This window comes from Cupriavidus sp. MP-37 (assembly GCF_020618415.1).
Classification (GTDB): domain Bacteria; phylum Pseudomonadota; class Gammaproteobacteria; order Burkholderiales; family Burkholderiaceae; genus Cupriavidus.
In genome coordinates, this window is sequence record NZ_CP085345.1 from 2,127,938 (window position 1) to 2,146,583 (window position 18,646).

The following is an 18,646-nucleotide window of genomic DNA, read 5'->3' on the forward strand; positions in this document are numbered from 1 at the left end:
GGAGCTTCGCCAATGCCCAATTGGCTGTCTCGCGCAAACAAGCAGTTTCCCGGTCGCCTTCTCGCCGTTGTTGCCGCCCTGCTGATCGTGGTGATCAGCGGCTGCCTCGCCTTGTTCCTGCATAGCCGGTTCCAGCGCATTGTCTGGGAGCAGGCGTGGTCCGCACGCCAGCATTTTGGCGCCGTGCTGGCGGCCAAGGCTACCCACGAGTACTTTATCCGTCGCATGGCGGAGATCACCGGGCCCGAATACCGGCTGGTGCGCAGCGATCGTCCCGCGACCCGGCTCGAAGCCTTGCTGATGGCCGTGCCGGTCGGCAGCGCGCGTGCCGTCGAGGTGCCCGGACTGATCAATCCCGCGACCCTGATGCGCGGCGCGCCGGTGCCCGGCGCGGACCGGTCCGTGGCGCTGTCGCATGTCATCCGCTTCGCCATCTTCGAGCGCGCGTACTGGGGCACGGCACCGCAAGGGGTGCGCTCGGTGTTTCTGCTGGCGGACGGCAGCGAGGCGCTGGTGACCCCCGCGCTGCCGGCGGCGTTGCGGCTGAGCGGGCCGCAGGTGGCCGATGCCGTCAGCAACTGGGCCAAGGCGCTGGCGCGCCGCTCGAGCGAGGTGCGGACCAGTACGCCAGCCGGCACGCCGCTGTGGGCCGGCCCCTATCCTGGCCTGATCGGGCAGGAAACGATGCTGAGCTGCTTCCTGCCCGTTCACAACGCCGCCGGAACGCTGCTGGGCTATGCCGCCACGGCCATTCCCGTACGCGCGCTGATGGCCGATGTCAGCATGCCGGGCGGCGCCCAGGCGGGCCAGCCGGTCTCCGGCAAGCGCGCGGTATTCTTCGATGAACGCGGCAAGCTGCTGTTCCAGGGCCGCGATGCCGGCTGGTTGCGTCCCCACGCCCTGGGCGAGCGGGTCGCCCGTGAGCTGGCCGCCAGCGAGCGGGGCGTGGCTTACTGGTTCGAGCAAGGCAGCCTGATGATCGGCAGCATGGCGCCCGACCACAGCTGGCGCGCGGCCTATGCCTATCCGCTGTCGCAAGGGCTGGCGGACCACGGCCTGGCACTGGCGGCGGCACTGCTGCTCTACGGGCTCGGCATCGCGGCGGTGCTGCAAGGCGCGCGCATGGTGCGGCGCCGGGTGCTGGTGCCGATGCGGCGCAACGCCGAACGCATCGAGGACAGCGAGCGCTTCAACCGCACCGTGATGCAGGCGGCGCCGGTTGGCCTGCGGGTGGTGCGCACCGCCGATGCGCATGTGCGGGCCGAGAACGCGCTCGCCGCGCAATGGCTGCCGCTGGATGCCCGCACGCAGGGCCGGCCGTGGCTGGACGCCATCCTGGCGCAGCGCGGCGACGCGCCCGTGCGGCTGGAGGTGCGGGTGCCGGCGGGTGCCGGTGCCGCGCGCGACGTGCTGGTGGTCGGTCGCCGTACCCGCTTTGAAGGCGAGGACGTGTTGCTGTGCGCGATCCATGACGTCACGGACGAACGCGAGGCGCACCGCAGGCTGGCACGCGCACGCCAGCTCGCAGACGAGGCCAGCGCCGCCAAATTGCGCTTCCTGGCCACCATGAGCCATGAAATCCGGACGCCGTTGTACGGCATGCTGGGCACGCTGGAACTGCTGTCGCTGACCGGCCTCGCGCATAGCCAGCGCGAGATGCTGTCGACCATCCGGTCTTCGTCGCAGGTGCTGCTGCAGATCCTGGACGACCTGCTGGATTACTCGCGCGCCGAAGCGGGACAGATGCACCTGGACAGCGTGCCGTTCGATCCGGTCGATCTGCTCGAGTCGACGGTGCGGGCGCACGCGCCGATCGCGCTGCAAAAGGGCCTGGCGCTGTCGTGCTATCCGGAGCCGGGCCTGCCCTGCCTGGCCGGCGACCCGGTGCGGGTGCGCCAGATCATCGGCAACCTGCTCGGCAATGCGCTGAAATTCACCGCCACAGGCCATGTCATCGTGCGCTTGGCGCGCGCGCCGCGGGCCGATGTGCCGGAGGCTGCCGACGCGGCAGGCAGGATCGCGATCCTGCTCGAGGTGGCGGATACCGGGCCGGGCATCGCGCCCGAAATACAAGAAAAACTGTTCGAGCCGTTCGTGCAGGCCGACCCGTCCACCGCCAGGCGGTATGGCGGGACCGGCCTGGGCTTGTCGATCTGCCGGCGGCTGGCCGCGCTGATGGACGGCAGCGTTTCCGTGCACAGCGAGCCCGGCAAGGGCAGCGTGTTCCGGGTCTTGCTCAGGCTGCCGCAGGCGGGGCCGCGCGCGGCGCTGGAGCCGGTGCTGCCGCCGGTGGCCGTGCTGACCGAGGACGAAGAGATCCGCAACCATGCCATCGACACGCTGCGTGCGATGGGGTGCGAGGCGATCGCCTGCAGCGGGCCGGCGCCGGCGGCGGGCATGGTGCTGTTCGTCGCCACCCGCCGTATCGCGGCCATTCCGGAGGGCTACGCCGGCGTGGTGTTCGCACGCGCCGACGGTCCGGCCGAACCGCAGCTCGTCGGCGGCAGCTGGCTGGTCAACGCCTATCACCAGGCCGGCATCCTGCGCGCGCTTTGCCTGGCCGCCGGCATGACGCCGGCGAGTGCGCCGCCCGCGGCGACGGCAGCCGATCCCGTGCCGCGCCTGGACCTGGAGATCCTGGTGGTGGACGACCACCCCTACAACCGTCTGCTGATGCAGCAGCAGCTCGAACGCCTTGGCTGCCGCGCCACGCTGGCGGCCGGTGGCGAAGAGGCGCTGGGGCTGTGGCAGCAGCGCAAGTTCGACCTGGTGCTCACCGACATCCACATGCCCGGTATGGACGGCAACGAGCTGAGCCGCAGGCTGCGCGCGCAAGGGGCTACGGTACCGATCGTGGGGCTGACCGCGAGCATTGCGCCGGGTGAGGCGGAGCGCTGCCTGGCCGCCGGCATGGACCGTTACCTGTCCAAGCCCGTGTTGCTGGGGCCGCTGGCCGAGTGCCTGCGGGCGGTGCTGCCGGCGCATGCCGCGTCCCCGGTGCCGTTGGGTGACCACCAGGCCGACCATGAGGCCAACGACAGCGCCTTGCCGCGGATGGCCGACAGCGCCGCCAGCCTGGCATTGCTGGCGCGTACCATGCGCGACGATTTTGCGGCGCTGTCAGCCGCCGCGGCCAGCGGGGAACTGAAGGCGCTTCGCCACCACGCCCACCGCATGCGCGGCGCCATGGCGCTCGCCGAAGACGGCGACGAAATCGTCGCATTGTGCCGGGAACTGGAACGGGACGTGGCGCAGGCGCAAGAGGCCGTGCAGGCCCATGTCGACAACCTGGCCTTGTATCTTGCAGCGTACTTTGACGGGCCCGACGGCCCGGCCAGCAGCCAGAACGGCAACCAGAACGGCAACCAGAACGGCCACCAGGGCGATTGGCGGAGTAGCATTTAAGGAATACCTTAATTCGGGCTGTTCGGAAGACTCCTAATATTCAAATCAGCGAAAATGACCGGTATTGAATACCGGCTCAGTTCCCAGGCGCACCGCTGCGTGGCCACGGAACCGAAAATCAGGGGGTAAGCATGATCAAGATAATCATCGCCGATGACCACCCCGTCGTCCTGGACGGGATGAGCCGTGTGCTGGCGCTTGAAGTGGGCATGCAGGTCGTAGGCAGCGCCGCCAATTCGACGCAGCTGGTCGCGTTGCTCGAAAGCACCGATTGCGACGTCATCGTGACCGATTATTCCATGCCCGGCGGGCAGTTTGGCGACGGCCTGCCGATGCTGCAAATGCTGCGGCGCCGCTATCCCACCACGCGCATCGTGGTCATGACCATGCTGGATAATCCGGCGCTGATCCGCAATATCCAGAAGGTCGGCATTTCGGTAATCCTCAACAAGACCGATCCGGTACAGGAACTGATTCCCGCGGTGCGCGCCGCGTTCAGCGGGCTGAGCTACCAGCCGGCATCGGTGCGCGCCATCCTTGCCTCCGGCGGTCTCGACGAGCTGTCGCGCCGCCCGATCCTGACGCGCCGGGAACTCGAAGTGATCCGGCAGTGCGCGGCCGGGGTGCCGGTCATCGAGATTGCACGCCAGGCCAATCGCAGCAGCAAGACCATCAGCGCGCAAAAGAGCATTGCCATGAAGAAGCTGGGCCTGGCAAATGATTATGAGCTTTACGAGTATGCCCGCACCAGCGGCTTGCTTGGCGGCGCATAAGCCTCGCGGCCGCTGCGCGGCCGCGGGTGCATGAGCACCCGGCTTTCTTCTCTTCTTTCCCTTCCTCTTTTTTCACCGTCTCTTTCTGCGCGGGCTCTGCCCCGCGAGGTTATCGCCGCGCGTCATCCGAACGCGCATCCCCTTGCCGGGTGCCGGATCAGAAAATACCGCCGACATTTCAGGCTTGGCTGATTCCGCAAGCCAGGCCCATGGCCCATCCTGAAACCGGGACAACGGTGGAGCGTAAGGCGGCCATGGAAAGCATCCGGGTGATCGTCGCGGACCCGCAACCAGTCATGCGGCGCCTGCTGAGCCGGCAGCTCGCGGCCAGCGCCTGCATTGAGCTGGTTGAGCTGGTGGCCGATGAACGCGGCCTGTTGCAGGCATTGCGGCAGCGCGCCTGCGATGTAGTGGCGCTGCGGTTCCCGCTCGGCAACGGCAAAGACCGCGAGCCTGACGGCTACGCGCGCCTGGGCGCGCGGCTGGCCGGGCTGGGACGGCAGCGCGTGGTGGCCATCGCCAACATCGCGGACCGTGCCGGCGTGCTCGGGTTGATCCGGGATGGCTGCCGCAACGTCGTGACCGCCCGCGATCACGTCGACGAGGTGGTCAAGGCGGTCCGGATGGCTCACCTCGAACTCGCCTCGGTCTCGGAAATCGCCTGTGACCTGATCTGGGGCCGGCGCTGCCGCAGCCTGGCCGACTGGGACGATTGGGCCGAACTGCTCACCACCCGCGAAAGCGAAGTGCTGCGGCTCTATCTGTCCGGCCTGTCCGTGACCGCCATTGCCGAGCGCACGGGCCGGACCGTCAAGACGATCAGCACGCAGAAGCAGAGCGTCATGCGCAAGATCGGCGCCGACAACGACGTCGAGCTCGCCGCCTTCGCCATCCAGCGCGGCATGTTGTGAGCAGCCCGGCGCCGCATGCGCGCGGGCTTGCCGCCACTCTTGAACTGGCCGGATGCGCCGCCCGGCCGACGTAAATGCGAGGTAAGTGATGAAAAGGCTGATGCCGGCCGACCGCGGCGCCGCATTGCCGCTTAGCATTCGCCAGATCCGCTATCTGGTTTATCTGTTCTCGGCCTGCGTGGTGGGCCTGACGGTATTGTCGTGGGGCGTGCTGCTCCATTACCGCCTGCGCGAGGCGATCGACCGGCAGGGCATGGTGCTGCGCGCACAGTCCGAGCAGCTGCAGTCGACGCTGCACCGGGCCGAGGCGCTGACCGTGCGCGCGCAGGGATCGCTGGCACGGCTGTCCGATATTGGCGTGGCCGACGATGTCACGGCGGTCCGCGACACGCAATGGACTGACCGCCTGAAGCGTCGCGGCGACCGCCAGTACATCGCCTTGCTGGTCGCGCCTGCGCACGCCGGCCAACCGGCCAAGCGGCTGAAGGACCTGGCTGACGTGATGACGTTCACCTTCCGCGTCAACAACCTGCAATACCGGGACGTGCAGAACGCTTACCTGATCGACCTGCAGGCCGACCAGCTGTATGTCGTCCCGCGCCGCCTGAATCCGGCGCGCACGCTGTTGCAGCGTGACGACGCGCGCCACAACTTCCTCCACGACACCCTGCAGCGGCTGCGCAACGATGCGCTGCTGGCGCGGCTGCGCGCACACCCGGGCCAGGCGGTGATGCTGGCGCCGGCACAGGACTGGGTCAGCGGCATCCGCACCGTCACCTTTGCCACCCTGGTGCAGGACGGCGGCGAGCCCGCCGCGGTGCTGGCGATGGAGTTTCCGCTGTCGCCGATGCTGCCCGACGGGCAGGCCGTGGACAGCGATTTCATGCTGCTGACCGATGCCGGCATGGTGCTGACCGCCGACGGCATGCCCGGCGGGCCGCTCGAAGCGCCGGTTGCCGCGGCGCTCGCCGCCGAAGGCGCGCGGCCGGGCACGGTGCGGTCGGCGCTGGTGCGGCACGGGCTGCTGGAGCACGAGGTGGTGCTGGAGTACCCGCTCGACGCCTGGGGCTGGCGCACCGTGGCCGTGGTCGAGGTGGGCCGCGTGTGGCGGCAGTTCCGCGAGAATACCTTCTGGATGCTGGGCCTGACCGGTTCGCTGTCGCTGATGGTGTTTGCGTGGATCTGGCTGATCGACCGGCGCATCATGCGGCCGGCGCAGCGCCAGTCCCTGCGCCTGCAGGAAAGCGACGCGCTGGGGCGCTTCGTGATCGAGGTGGCGGGTGTGGGCCTGATGATCGTCGAGCGCAGCACGCGCCAGGTGCTGCTGGCCAATGCCGCGGCCCAGTCGCTTATCGGCCAGGCCACGCCTGCCGGGCTGGCGCAGTTGCAGGACGCATGCGAAGCCCGCCTGGCCAGCTGCGACGCCAGCGCGGAAGGCCCGCCGCAGGTGCTGCCTTGCTTCGATGTCGACATGGCCTGCAGCAACGGCGAGACACGCTACCTGGAAGTCCGCCTGGTGCAGATCACCTACGAGGTCCGCGCCGCGCTGCTGTGCGCCCTCAACGACGTCACCGAGGCGCGGCGCGGCGAGGCCCGCCTGCGCGAGGCCATCCGCGCCGCGGATGCCGCCAACCGGGCCAAGTCTTCGTTCCTGGCCACCATGAGCCATGAAATCCGTACCCCGCTCAACGGCATGCTGGGCAGCATCGAACTGCTCAGCATGACGCGGCTGGACCCGCGCCAGCGCGACCAGCTGGCCGTGATGCAGCACGCCTCGCAATCGCTGATCGACATCATCAACGACGTGCTCGACTTCAGCAAGATCGAGGCTGGCCAGATGTCGCTGCAGCCGCGGCCGTGCCGCCTCGACGAGGTGGTCGAGGAAGTGACCCGGGGCTTTGCCGCCGAAGCCGCGCGCAAGCACTTGCGCCTGTTGTGCATCAACGATCCGTCGCTGTGCGAACCGGTGATGGCCGACGTGGTCAAGGTCGAGCAGATCCTGAACAACCTGGTCAGCAATGCGGTCAAGTTCACCGAGCAAGGCAAGGTCATCGTCACGGCCAGGCGCATGCGGGCGGGCCATGGCAGCGGCGCCGACGGTGTCGAGATCCGCGTCGTCGATACCGGCATCGGCATCGCTGCGCACGACCAGCGCCGCCTGTTCGAGCCGTTCGTGCAGGCCGAGCAGCCCGATACGCGCCACTACGGCGGCACGGGGCTGGGTTTGTCGATCTGCCGGCGGCTGGTCGAGCTGATGCGCGGCGAGATCCGCGTGGTCAGCGAGCCCGGCCTGGGCAGCTGCTTTATCGTCAGCCTGCCGCTGGCCAGCGCGGGCATCGCGGAGCCCGCGGAAGCATGGCCGCGGGCCGCCTTGCGCGGGCTGTCCGTGGGCCTGAACGTCACCTTGCAGGAACTCTATCTGGGCGTGGAACAGCTGCTGCGGTTCTACGGCGCCCGCGCGGTCCGGTACGACCCCGGCGCGCCGCCGGTGACGCCGGTCGACGTCCTGGTCTGCGACGAAGAGACCCTGTCGGCCTGCCCCGATGCCGATGTGGTGATTTCCGCGCTGGCGCCGGTCTCGCCGGACCTGACCCAGACCCCCGTGGTGGCCTCGCCTTATGCCTGGCGCGGCCTGGTCGCCGCGATCGCGGCCGCGGCGGGCGCGGAGGTGGCGGAAATGCCCGGCGCGGCGCCGGCTCACGCCGAAGTGCCCGCCGCGCAGCTGGCCTTGCTGCTGGTGGAAGACCACCCCATCAACCAGGTAGTCATGCGCGAGCAGCTGGAAAGCCTGGGGCAATCGGTCGACCTGGCCAGCGATGGCCCCGAGGCCCTGTCGCTGGCGTCGGGGCGTCACTATGACCTGATCCTCACCGACCTGCAGATGCCGGGCATGGACGGCTTCACGCTGGCGCGGCGCATGCGCGAGGCAGGACATGCCATGCCCATCGTCGCCATTACCGCGAGCGTGGGGCCCGATGTGGCCGAGCGCTGCCGGCACGCCGGCATCGACCGCTGCCTGACCAAGCCGGTCGGCCTGGCCACGCTGCGCGAGCTGCTCGAGGACTACTCCGGCACCCGCCTGGCCGCACGCAGGGTGCCCGACCGGCATGCCGTCGGCGGCGCCGTGCTGCATGCCGATGCACTGCGCAGCGACCAGCGCGCGCTGGCCGAGGCGCTGCTCGCCGGCGATGCCGACACCTTCGCCCAGCGCCTGCACGGGCTGGCCGGCGCGCTGGCGGTGATGGGCCATCCGGTGCAGAGCCAGGCCTGCCGCTGGCTCGAACAGACCGTGCGGCGCGCCGGGCTGGGCGCCATCGGTGCCGACTGGCAAGCGATCCACGCCGAACTGGAGCAACTGGCGGAGCGGCTGGAAGCGCAGTGCGGCAGCCACGCCGCCTGACGCCGGCGCCGCAGCCGCGCGGGCATCACTGCAGATCGGCCAGGCGCTGACGGAACTGTGCGCCGGAGCGGGCTTTGCCGCGGCGCAGGCCCTGCGCGCCGAAGGCCGCATCGACCGGACGGTAGCCGCATGCGGCAGACAAGGCGGTCGAGACGGGATTTACGCCCAGTCGGTCCGGCTCAGGCGATAGACGCGCACGCTGTGGATCGCCAGCGCAAGCGGGAACAGAAACAGCGCCCCGGGGGCAACGAACCAGACGAAATCGGCGACGATGGTTGGCCGGATCTGTTCCAGGTACGCCGCCGAAGCGCCGCCCGCCAACGCGGCGGCTATAAAGAGTCCGGCCACCAGCAGCCACGGCGCACCGGCCAGCAAGGCGCAGGCGCACAGCAAAACCAGGATCCAGCACAACTTGTACCACCACAGGCTCTTGCGCATCGGTGCAGGCATGGCGACCTCCGTTTCCCGCGATGGTACCTCACAAGACTTGGGTCGCCGAACGCACATGCTGGCGCAGATCCCGTCTTGACTTCCCCTTGCAGCGCACTAGATTCAAGCCAGACTGCCCATCGTGCGGGGACGATAAGCAGGCGCTTCAGACGTCAAGCGCAAGGAGAACTGCCATGACCCCCTGGGAAATCCAAGGCACCGAGCTGATCAACTGCAATTGCTCGTACGGTTGCCCATGCCAATTCAACGCGCTGCCAACCAAGGGCTTCTGCGAAGCCATGGGCGCGATCTCGATCAACGACGGCTACTACGGCAATGTGCGACTCGACGGCCTCAACATCGCCGTGGTGTTCCAGTGGCCCGGGCCCATCCACGAAGGCAAAGGCAAGTGTCAGCCGATCGTCGACGAACGGGCCACGCCGGCGCAGCGCGAAGCCGTCCTGAAGATCATGACAGGGCAGGACACCGAGCCGTTCGCGACCATGTTCGCGGTGTTCGCGTCGACACTCGAGCAAGCCTTCGAGCCGATTTTCACGAAGATCGACTTTGACGTCGACGTCGATGCCCGCCGCGGCCGCATCCATGTCGAAGGTGTGTTCGACACGGTCGGCGAACCGATCCGCAACCCGGTCACCGGCGCCGAACATCGCGCCCGCATCGATCTGCCGCACGGCTTCGAGTACGAGCTGGCCGAGATCGGCTCCGGCACCAGCCGCTCGCAAGGCAATATCGCACTGGAACTCAACGGCACCTACGCGCAATTCGCACGATTGCACATGAACAACCAGGGACTGATCCGGCATCGCACCGCCGCATGAGCAGTCTCGACAGCGTCCTCGGACGCGAGCGCGCCATCACGTTACTCGGCATCGTCGCCATTGTCGGGTTGTCGTGGGGCTATCTGTGGACGGGGGCGGGTACCGGCATGTCTGCGCTCGACATGACGGCAGTCACGCTTTTTCCGCATCGGCTGCCCGGTGGTATCGGGGGCATGGACACGCCGTTGTTCACCGTCATCCTCATGTGGTGGGTGATGATGATTGCGATGATGACGCCCAGCGCGGCGCCGGTCATCTTGCTGCATCGGCGCGTATTGCGGTATCACGGCACGTCCGAGGGCAGGCCTGCTGCCACGTCGATGTTCCTGCTGGCCGGCTACCTCACTGCATGGCTGGGGTTCTCGATTGGCGCGGCATTGCTGCAGTTGGCGCTGCAACCCGCCGGCCTCATCTCGGCAATGATGCTGTGGTCCAAGAGCGCGCTCCTTTCCGCGGTCGTGCTGCTCGTGGCGGGCGTCTATCAGTTTTTGCCGCTCAAGCGCGCGTGCCTGGCGCAGTGCCGCTCGCCCGCGGCTCTCCTGGTCACGCACTGGCGTCCCGGCGTCGCCGGCAGTTTCCTGCTCGGCCTGCGCCACGGCGCCTACTGCGTGGGCTGCTGCTGGATGCTGATGGCCTTACTGTTTGTCGGCGGCATCATGAACATCGTTTGGATCGCCGCGCTGTCCCTGGTGGTGTTCGTCGAAAAAATCCTGCCCGGCGGCGAGCGTGCCGGCCGCGTGCTGGGTGTCCTGCTGATCGTCTGGGCCGGCGCAACCTTGCTGGTCGAGTGAGGCTTCCGCGCGCTCATGTCGCGGGCGCCGGCATGGCAACCGTGCCTGAGACGGCCAGGCAAGGCCGCGGAAGTTGCCCTATAATTCTTGATAATGCAACGATTGATCGAGCAATAAAATGACCCCGGAACCACATAGTCCCCAGCCGGCCGGCCAGGTCCTGCCCTTTCGCGAGTCGCTGCTGGCCATGCTGGGCGTGGCCTTCGTGGTGATGCTGGTGGCGCTGGACCAGACCGTGGTCGGTACGGCGCTGCCCACGGTGGTGGCGGAGCTGCAGGGGTTCGAGTACTACGCATGGGTGGCCACGGCCTACCTGCTGACCTCGGTCATCACGGTGCCGGTGTTCGGCCGCCTGGGGGATTACTACGGACGCAAGCCGTTCGTGCTGGCTTCGATCGTCGTGTTCTCGGTCGCCTCCGCGCTGTGCGGCATGGCGCCAAGCATGCCGTTCCTGGTGCTGGCGCGTGCGCTGCAGGGCATCGGCGGCGGCATGCTGGTCGGTACGGCCTTTGCCTGCATCGCCGACCTGTTTCCGGACTCGCATGTGCGGCTGCGCTGGCAGGTGATGCTGAGCGCGGCGTTTGGCGTTGCCAATGCGGTAGGGCCGTCGCTGGGCGGCCTGCTGACGGAGTGGTACGGCTGGCGCGCCGTGTTCTATGTCAACCTGCCGGTCGGCGTGCTGGGCCTGTGGTTTGCGTGGCGTTACCTGCCGCATCTGCGCCAGCAGGCGCATCGCGGACAGATCCGCGTCGACTGGCTGGGGGCGCTGCTGATCGCGGCCGGGCTCGGCAGCTTGCAGATGAGCGTGGAATTGTTGCCGGCGCGCGGCCTCGACGCCTATACCGCGGGGCTGCTCGTGCTGGCGGCGGTGGCGCTGGTGGCGCTGTGGCAGTGGGAGCGGCGCTGCGCCAATCCGATCCTGCCGGTCGAGATGTTCCGCGATCCGGGGCTGGCACCGCTGTTCAAGCTCTCGGTGTTCGCCGGTTTCACCATGTTTGCGCTACTGCTGTATGCGCCGCTGCTGTTCCAGGGCGGCTTCGGCTACTCGCCAAAGGAGGCGGGGGTATTGATCACGCCGCTGGTGGTCTGCATCACCGTCGGCAGCATCCTGAACGGCCGCATCGTGACGCGCATCCGCCGGCCCAACACCATGCTTTACGCCGGCTTCGGCATGCTGGCGCTGTCGTGCCTGGGGCTGTCGCAGGCCACGCGCGGCATGCCGCATGGCGTGCTGATGGCCATCATGCTGGTCGGCGGCCTGGGCCTTGGCTTTATCATGCCGAACCTGACAGTGTTCGCGCAGCAGACCGCGGGGCGCGAGCACCTCGGCATCGCCACGGCCATGCTGCAGTCGCTGCGCATGGTCGGCGGCATGGTTGGCACGGCGATCGTGGGCACGCTGGTGACGCGCAGCTACACCGGCGGCGTCGAACAGGCGTTGTCCGGCGCCAATGCGGCCCAGTGGGTGTCGCGCATGGCGGACCCGCAGGTGCTGATCGACAAGGCGTCGCAACTGGCGCTGCTCGGCCAGCTGGAACAGGCCGGGCACAATGGCGCATTGCTGCTGGAGCAGGCGCGGGTGTCGCTGGTGGGATCCATCCACCTTGGCCTGGTGGTGGCAGGGGCGGCGGCCGCGCTGGGCGTGTGGTGCGCGCGGCAGGTGCCATCGATCAAGCTCACCCGGGCCCCCGCACCGGCGATGGCGGCGGACTGAAGCGCGGCGGCAACTTACCCGGAGGAGAATGGATGGAACTGGAGCGACAGAGCGTGGCCGTATTGCAGCAGTTCGGCCGAACCTACCGCGCCTATGCGGGGGCGTTCGAGCAGCGCATGGGACTGCCCTTGCCGCGCTGGCGCATCCTGCATGCGTTGTATCACCAGCAGGGCGCGATCGGCCAGAAGGCGCTGGCCGACCTCGTCGTGATGGACCCCGGCGCGCTGACGCGCCAGCTCAAGGCCATGCAGGAACTGGGCTGGGTCGAGCGCACCACGTCCGAACGGGACAACCGCGTGACCCATGTCACGCTGTCGCCGGCCGGCCGCGAGGTGGTGGCCCGCGCCATGCCGCTGCGTTCTGCCTTTCTTGAGGACGTGCTGTCCGAGGTGTCGCCTACGACCATGCGCGAACTGTCGCGCGGGCTGGCTCGCCTCGAGGCGGGCATTGCCCACGCGCAGGCCCGCGCGGCGGAGCAGGCCGACGCGGCCTGACGCCGAGAGCGCCAACAGCGCCGCGCGGCGTTGCGCTCAGCCGCTGAGCAGCAGGCCGTTGAGCGCGGCAAACTCGAACAGCTCGCGGTCGTTGGTCACGCCGAGCTTCTGCATGGCGCAGTTCTTCTGCCGGCTGATGGTCTTGACGCTGCGGCACAGCTGGATGGCGATTTCGCTGACCGAGCGCCCGGTCAGGTATAGCCGCAAGACTTCCATTTCGCGCCGCGACAGGCGTTCCGCGCCGGGCCGGCCCACGCCCAACGGGCTGCCCGGGTCGGCCTGCGACAGGACTTCCATGGCCGACTTGCCGATGTAGTGAAAGCCGCGCTGGATGCGGTATACCACCGTGACCAGTTCGGTCAGCGGTGCGTCCTTCAGCACCAGTCCATGCACCTGTGTGTCGAGAATGGAGCGCAGCACCAGCGGGTTGGTGATCATGGTCAGCACGATCACGGCCATCGACGGGTGCCGCCGCCGCAGGCTTGCCAGCAGCCGCAGTCCGTCGCTGTTGCGCTCGCCCTGCGTGGGCATGTGGTAGTCCGTGATGACGACATCGGGGCGCAGGCTGTCGATGCTGTTGAGCAGCGCGGTCGCGGTGGTGACGCTGCCGCAGACTTCCCAGCCGGTCTGCGTGTGCAAGCGGTCTGCGACGGCCGCCGAGACCAGCGGGTGGTCGTCGGCAAGCAGGATCCTCAATGCCATCGGGTTGCTCCTCGATTCTTGTTCAGGCGGCGCAGCCCTCGGCGAACGTCAAGAAAACGCCGCACGCCAAGGGGGCGTGCGGCGCAAAAATGACGCCAGAGATGGAGGCGCCGGACAACTGCTCGCATTGCCGCCGGCCCGGGCCAAACGGGAGACGGCCGGACTGCGGCAATGCCATGGCAGCATAGCGGCGAGCCGGTCCGGCGGAACTAGGAGGATTCGTAAATCGGGCCCGAGACGATGCCTGCGCCAGCATGCGCGCGCGGGGTGGCGCGGGCGGGCGAATCGAAAATCGGTCTCAGGAAACTGATCGGCGGCGCGGGCGTTGCCGATGCGTGACAAGAGGGGACGCTGGCGCCTTTTGTCGGGCAGCGCCGATGCGCACGTTGGTATCCCGCGCCCGGGCTCAGGTCGTCACGGCCTCGGCCGGCACTGCGGGACGCCCGTTGCGGCGCCCGCCAATGGCCTTGAGCGGGTCGCGCAGCACGGCGCTGCCGATCTCCATGACGTCGCGCAGCACGCCCTGGTCGCGGCCGCGCTCCGGCCCCCAGAAATGCACCGCGGCCCATTCCGGGAAGCTGCTTGGCGGCGCCAGCAGGCGGGTCTTGTGCTCGCGCGTCACCAGCGGCACGTTGAAATCCAGCACCGGGCAGATGCCGCCGGCGGAATGCAGCAGCGTGATCTGCGTATGCCAGGAGGGCACCACCGTTTCGCGATGGCCGGGTGTGCTGGCTTGCCGGCTGAGGAAGGCACGCAGCGGGCTGCCGGCCTCGCTGTCTTCCTGCAGCAGGATCCAGGCACTCTCGTTTTCCTGGCTGCCGCCGCGCGTGGCGCTGACCAGTCGGCGCGGCGTCGCCATGATGTTGTGCTGGCGCACGCGTTCGGGATCATGCCCGCTGTCGACGACGAAGGCGCAGTCCAGCTCGCCTTCGCCCAGCAGGCCGGCAAGCGCAGCATCGGCAATCACCGGGCGCGTGACAAAGCTGTCTTGCGGAAACTGCTCGCACAGCGCGGTCAGGATCTCGGTGATGACCGGATCGCCGATCGATGAGGAGAAGCCGATGGAGACACGCCGGCCGCCGTCGCGGCGCTTGCCCAGGCCGGGTTCGCCGGGCCGCACCAGGTGGTTCCATTTGGCCAGGATCTGGCGCGCGGTCTGCTCCAGGCGCAGTGCGTGCGCGGTGGGCTCGAGCATGCCGTTGCGCTTGACGAACAATGGGTCGCCGGTGATTTCGCGCAAGCGCGCCAGGCTGTAGGCCACCGTGGGCACGCGGCCCTGCGTGCAGGCGGCAACCGCGCTCAGGTCACGGTACTCCATCACGAGAACAAAGACATGCAACAGCTTCGTGCTGACATGACGCATTCCGACTTCTCCTGATACACGACTTCGCTTTCTTGTTGTTTGTCTGTCGATCCAAACAGCGATGCGCCAGTCATGGCGCACGGAACCAGGGCGCTCCGCGGCGCGTTTGCCACGGATGCTCGCTATCGGCGCGATGCCGCGCGAGCTGGTATGGCTGGTACGAAGTCCCGCACTTGAATGTTCCAGCAGGATGCTTCGCTACACGTGTGACAAGCAGGTGTCCGTCTTGCTTCGACCACCAGCGTAGCGACGCTTTTGATCCACCAATTCGGCGCATGTTTGCGGCGGGGATGGCGCCGGCGTATCCGGCCGCTGCGCGATGGTGCGCGCTGCCGGCCCGCGCTTCTGCCGGCGCTGCAAGCGCGTCGTGCGAAGGCGTGTGAAATTTAGTTATGCCGAGGAATCTTAATACATGCTTAGCAAAAGTCATAGAAACTTGAATTGATGACTGACCTGTCAATTCTTTTTGATGCCTTTGTAGCGCTCCGAAGACATGGCTTGCCATCAGCGTTTAAGGGCCAATCTGGCGTCAAATACCGGTTCTGGCGATGGTATTTCATCCCCCGCTTGGGTGACATTTGCATGCAATCAGTCCATGCAATTTCCAAATTGGAATAACGAAATTTGGTGACGCATGCCAATGGCTGCTGCCGGTGCACCACGATAATTTTCTTAACTCGCACTGCGAAGACACTGAATTGCCTTTTGCGGCAGCCCTGGGCTAACTTAGGGCGAGAGTCGGCACGGTTGGCGGCGCGGCTGTGCGACGCCTGGGCCCCCGCCGTTGCGAAGCGGAGAGATTCGTGAACAGACGGTATTCGGAAGAACAGATCCGCGCTTATCTGGCGGAGGCCGCCAGCGGCGTGCCGGTGCGCGAGTTGTGTGCGCGCTATGGCTTCAGCGATGCATCGTTCTACGGATGGCGCACCCGCTATGGTCAGCCCGGCAACGGCGAGGCGCGCGACGGGCGCAAGCTGCGCGAGCTGCAGGAAGAGAATGCCCGCCTGAAGAGTATGCTTGCGGATGCGCTGCTCAAGCTTGAATTGATGCGCAACCGTACCGGCCGCCGCGGCGGCAGCGGCAAGGACCGCTAGCGGCGGACGGTTCCCGCAATATGTCCACGGCCAGGGACGCGCCGTGGACGGCTCTGGAGTCATGGGTTTGACGAAGTTTCTGATCAAGGCGGGCATGCTGGCATGCAGCGCCATGGTGGCAGCCCCGTTGTGGGCAGCCGGCAATGCCGGCGCGGCTGCGGCCGCTTCGGCGGCCGCTACGCCGATGGTGGCGCCGCCACCGCCGCGGATGCTGGATGAGGCCACGGCGGTGGTGGAAGGGCCTGGCGGCACGCTCTCGGCGTCGCAGCGGCAGCACTGCCAGGGCTTGCTTGACCAGCTCAACGCACTGCCCGGCGGGCCGCAGTGGTCCACCGGCAAAGATTCGGTCACCACGGCGGACGGGCGCACTTACCCGACGCTGGAACGCCAGGCGGATCGCAAGCGCCTGGAAGAGGCGTATCGCCAGCAGTGCGCGCAAGAGCGTCGCTAAGCGGCGCACGGCGGGCGGCCGGCTGTCACTTGCGGATTTGTGGAGCGTCAACATGCATCGTCTTCAACAGCTTTTCGCATGGTGCCTGGCATTGATGCTGATGGCGCCGCTGCAGCCCGCGGTGGCGCAAACCACGCTGAGCCAGGCGCAGCTGGACCAGCTGACCGCACCGGTGGCGCTGTATCCGGATGCGCTGCTGTCCCAGGTGCTGATGGCCGCCACGTATCCCGCCGACGTCGCCGCGGCAGCGCAATGGTCCAAGGCCAATCCCGGTCTCTCGGGCGACGCCGCCACCAAGGCGGTGGCGAGCCAGAGCTGGGACCCCAGCGTGCAATCGCTGGCTGCCTTCCCGTCGGTGCTCGACATGATGGGACGCCAGCCGCAGTGGGTGCAGTCGATCGGCGACGCGTTCCTGGCGCAGCCCAACGACGTGATGGACTCGGTGCAGCGGCTGCGCTTGCAAGCGCAGAAGGCGGGCACGCTCAAGACCACCGAACAGCAGAAGGTGGTGACCCAGAGTTCCGGCGGTACCACCATCGTGCAGATCGAGCCGGCCAATCCGCAAGTGGTCTACGTGCCTACCTATAACCCGACCACGGTCTACGGCACCTGGCCGTATCCCGCCTATCCGCCTGCGTATTACCCGCCGCCGCCAGGCTCGGTGTTCGCCACGGCGCTGGTGTCGGGCATCGGCTTCGGGCTCGGCGTGGCCGCGGTCGACGCGATGTGGGGCGGGTTCGACTGGCACGACCACGATGTCAATATCAATGTCAACCGCTACAACAACATCAATGTCAACCAGCGCCTGGACGTGAATCGCGCCAACGTGAGCTGGCAGCACAACCCGGCCCGGCGCGGCAATGTGCCCTACAACAATGCGGCGGTGCGCGGCCGCTATGACCAGCAGCGCCAGGCCGGCCTGGCCAGTCGCCAGGCGGGGGCGCAGCCGGGCCAGCGCGTCGGCGGCGCCGGGGCCGTGCAGCGCGAGCCGTCGGCGCGCGACCAGGCACGCGAGCGCGCCGCGCGCTCGTTCGAAGGGCGTACCGGGCAGGCCATTCCCGGCCATGCCGGCCATGCCGGCGGCGTGGCCGGTCGCACCGAAGGCACGCGGCCCGGCGCGGGCGGCGCCGGCGCGCGCAATCCGCGCCCCGCGGGTGCCGAGCACCAGCGCGCGGACCAGGCCGCGGCGCGCGACCGCGCGCGCAATGCCAATCGTGACAGCGCACTGCGCGACGCCGGCAACGGCGAGCGCATGCGCCAGCAGACGCAGCGCGCCGCGTTGTCTCAGCACCAGGTGGCGCCGGTGCGCCCGGCAGGATTCGAGCGGGGTGGCTTGCGTCAGGGCGGCGGGGGCCGGCTGGGCGGCGGCGAACATTTTGGCCATGGCCGGAGGTAAAGCATGATGCGCAAGACCGGTAACCTGATCTCTGCCGTCGCCTTCGTCCGCGGTGCGCGCGTGCTGCCTCTGGTGGCTGCGGTCCTGGCCCTGTCACTGGCCGTCCCTGCCGCGGCTCAGCAGGTCTACCCGAGCGCGGAAGCGGCGGCCGATGCGCTCGGCGATGCCATCGCGCGCAGCGATGGCGATGCGCTGCAGCGCGTGCTGGGCCCGCAATACCAGTCGCTGGTGCCGCAAGGCTCGATCGACCAGGACGACGTCTATGACTTCCTGGGCGCATGGGCGCGCCACCACGCCGTGCAGCCCGAAGGCGATAACCGCGCGCGCATCGCGGTGGGAGAGAGCGGCTGGACCTTCCCCGTGCCGCTGGCCCGGCGGCAGGGCGGCTGGCAGTTCGACCTGCCCGCCGGCAAGCAGGAAGTGCGCCGCCGCCGCCTCGGGCGCAATGAGCTGGTCACCATGGAGACCCTGCTGCAGCTGGCAGATGCCCAGCAGCGCTATGCCGAACAGGTGGGCCAGGGCCGCTACGCCAGGCGCCTGATCAGCACGCCGGGCAAGACCGACGGACTCTACTGGCCTGCCGCCAGCGAGCAGGACGCCAGCCCGCTCGGTCCCGACGCACTGGCGATGGTTCCCGAAACGCCCGCCGCCGACGCATTCTATGGCTATCACTACCGCATCCTGCCCGCGGGCAAGGGCAGCGATGCTCCGTATGGCCTGCTCGCGTGGCCGGCCCGCTACGGCGATACCGGTGTCAATACCTTCCTGCTCGGCAGCGACCGTGTGTTCTACGAACGGGACCTCGGACCCGGCACCGCCTCGCGCGCCCGGTCCATTCGCAGCTTCTCGCCCGAAGGCTGGAAGCGGGTGGCCGATCGCTGACT

At 68.1% G+C, this 18,646-nt stretch carries 15 protein-coding genes; 12 read left to right on the top strand and 3 right to left on the bottom strand.

Annotated elements, in window-relative coordinates:
* Positions 1-12 precede the first annotated feature (12 nt).
* From LIN44_RS25930 to LIN44_RS25945, 4 genes are all read left to right on the top strand, one after another.
* Entirely contained in the window at positions 13-3,405 is a 3,393-nt protein-coding gene (locus LIN44_RS25930) for an ATP-binding protein (RefSeq protein WP_227315101.1), read from the top strand.
* 131 nt (positions 3,406-3,536) lie between these two features.
* Positions 3,537-4,178: a response regulator transcription factor gene (locus LIN44_RS25935; RefSeq protein WP_227315102.1), complete on the top strand. Its 642-nt coding sequence runs from the start codon at positions 3,537-3,539 to the stop codon at positions 4,176-4,178.
* A gap of 209 nt (positions 4,179-4,387) precedes the next feature.
* Positions 4,388-5,089, top strand: coding sequence for a response regulator transcription factor (locus tag LIN44_RS25940; RefSeq protein ID WP_227315103.1), 702 nt, complete (start codon positions 4,388-4,390; stop codon positions 5,087-5,089).
* Positions 5,090-5,177: 88 nt separating this feature from the next.
* Complete coding sequence (locus LIN44_RS25945) at positions 5,178-8,489, top strand: hybrid sensor histidine kinase/response regulator (protein WP_227315104.1); 3,312 nt, start codon at positions 5,178-5,180, stop codon at positions 8,487-8,489.
* Positions 8,490-8,648: 159 nt separating this feature from the next.
* Here LIN44_RS25945 and LIN44_RS25950 read toward each other — a convergent pair whose 3' ends face one another.
* Positions 8,649-8,939 (bottom strand): hypothetical protein, encoded by a 291-nt coding sequence (locus tag LIN44_RS25950; RefSeq protein ID WP_227315105.1) that lies wholly within the window; start codon positions 8,937-8,939, stop codon positions 8,649-8,651.
* Between the two features lie 173 nt (positions 8,940-9,112).
* Between LIN44_RS25950 and LIN44_RS25955 the strand changes: the two genes are divergently transcribed.
* The 4 genes from LIN44_RS25955 to LIN44_RS25970 all read left to right on the top strand — a co-directional run bounded on the left by LIN44_RS25955 (position 9,113) and on the right by LIN44_RS25970 (position 12,756).
* Positions 9,113-9,757, top strand: a complete 645-nt coding sequence (locus tag LIN44_RS25955) for a DUF1326 domain-containing protein (RefSeq protein ID WP_227315106.1) — start codon at positions 9,113-9,115, stop codon at positions 9,755-9,757.
* Complete coding sequence (locus LIN44_RS25960; protein WP_227315107.1) at positions 9,754-10,548, top strand: DUF2182 domain-containing protein; 795 nt, start codon at positions 9,754-9,756, stop codon at positions 10,546-10,548. The genes LIN44_RS25955 and LIN44_RS25960 overlap by 4 nt, the downstream gene beginning before the upstream one ends.
* 118 nt (positions 10,549-10,666) lie before the next feature.
* Positions 10,667-12,262 (top strand): MFS transporter, encoded by a 1,596-nt coding sequence (locus LIN44_RS25965; protein WP_227315108.1) that lies wholly within the window; start codon positions 10,667-10,669, stop codon positions 12,260-12,262.
* 32 nt (positions 12,263-12,294) lie between these two features.
* Entirely contained in the window at positions 12,295-12,756 is a 462-nt protein-coding gene (locus LIN44_RS25970) for a MarR family winged helix-turn-helix transcriptional regulator (protein ID WP_227315109.1), read from the top strand.
* A 36-nt stretch (positions 12,757-12,792) separates the two neighbouring features.
* Here LIN44_RS25970 and LIN44_RS25975 read toward each other — a convergent pair whose 3' ends face one another.
* Together LIN44_RS25975 and LIN44_RS25980 are read right to left on the bottom strand one after the other, a co-directional pair.
* Positions 12,793-13,458 carry a response regulator gene (locus LIN44_RS25975; RefSeq protein ID WP_227315110.1) on the bottom strand — a complete coding sequence of 222 codons (666 nt, stop codon included), beginning with the start codon at positions 13,456-13,458 and terminating at the stop codon, positions 12,793-12,795.
* Between the two features lie 406 nt (positions 13,459-13,864).
* On the bottom strand, positions 13,865-14,821 hold the full coding sequence (locus LIN44_RS25980; RefSeq protein WP_227315111.1) for a LysR family transcriptional regulator: 957 nt from the start codon (positions 14,819-14,821) through the stop codon (positions 13,865-13,867).
* Between the two features lie 803 nt (positions 14,822-15,624).
* On the opposite strand from LIN44_RS25980, the gene LIN44_RS25985 reads away from it, so the two are divergent.
* The 4 genes from LIN44_RS25985 to LIN44_RS26000 all read left to right on the top strand — a co-directional run bounded on the left by LIN44_RS25985 (position 15,625) and on the right by LIN44_RS26000 (position 18,644).
* Positions 15,625-15,915, top strand: coding sequence for a transposase (locus LIN44_RS25985; protein ID WP_227315112.1), 291 nt, complete (start codon positions 15,625-15,627; stop codon positions 15,913-15,915).
* Between the two features lie 67 nt (positions 15,916-15,982).
* Positions 15,983-16,366 carry a hypothetical protein gene (locus LIN44_RS25990; protein WP_227315113.1) on the top strand — a complete coding sequence of 128 codons (384 nt, stop codon included), beginning with the start codon at positions 15,983-15,985 and terminating at the stop codon, positions 16,364-16,366.
* Positions 16,367-16,418: 52 nt separating this feature from the next.
* On the top strand, positions 16,419-17,762 hold the full coding sequence (locus tag LIN44_RS25995) for a DUF3300 domain-containing protein (protein WP_227315114.1): 1,344 nt from the start codon (positions 16,419-16,421) through the stop codon (positions 17,760-17,762).
* Positions 17,763-17,765: 3 nt separating this feature from the next.
* On the top strand, positions 17,766-18,644 hold the full coding sequence (locus LIN44_RS26000; RefSeq protein WP_227315115.1) for a DUF2950 domain-containing protein: 879 nt from the start codon (positions 17,766-17,768) through the stop codon (positions 18,642-18,644).
* Positions 18,645-18,646: the final 2 nt, after the last annotated feature.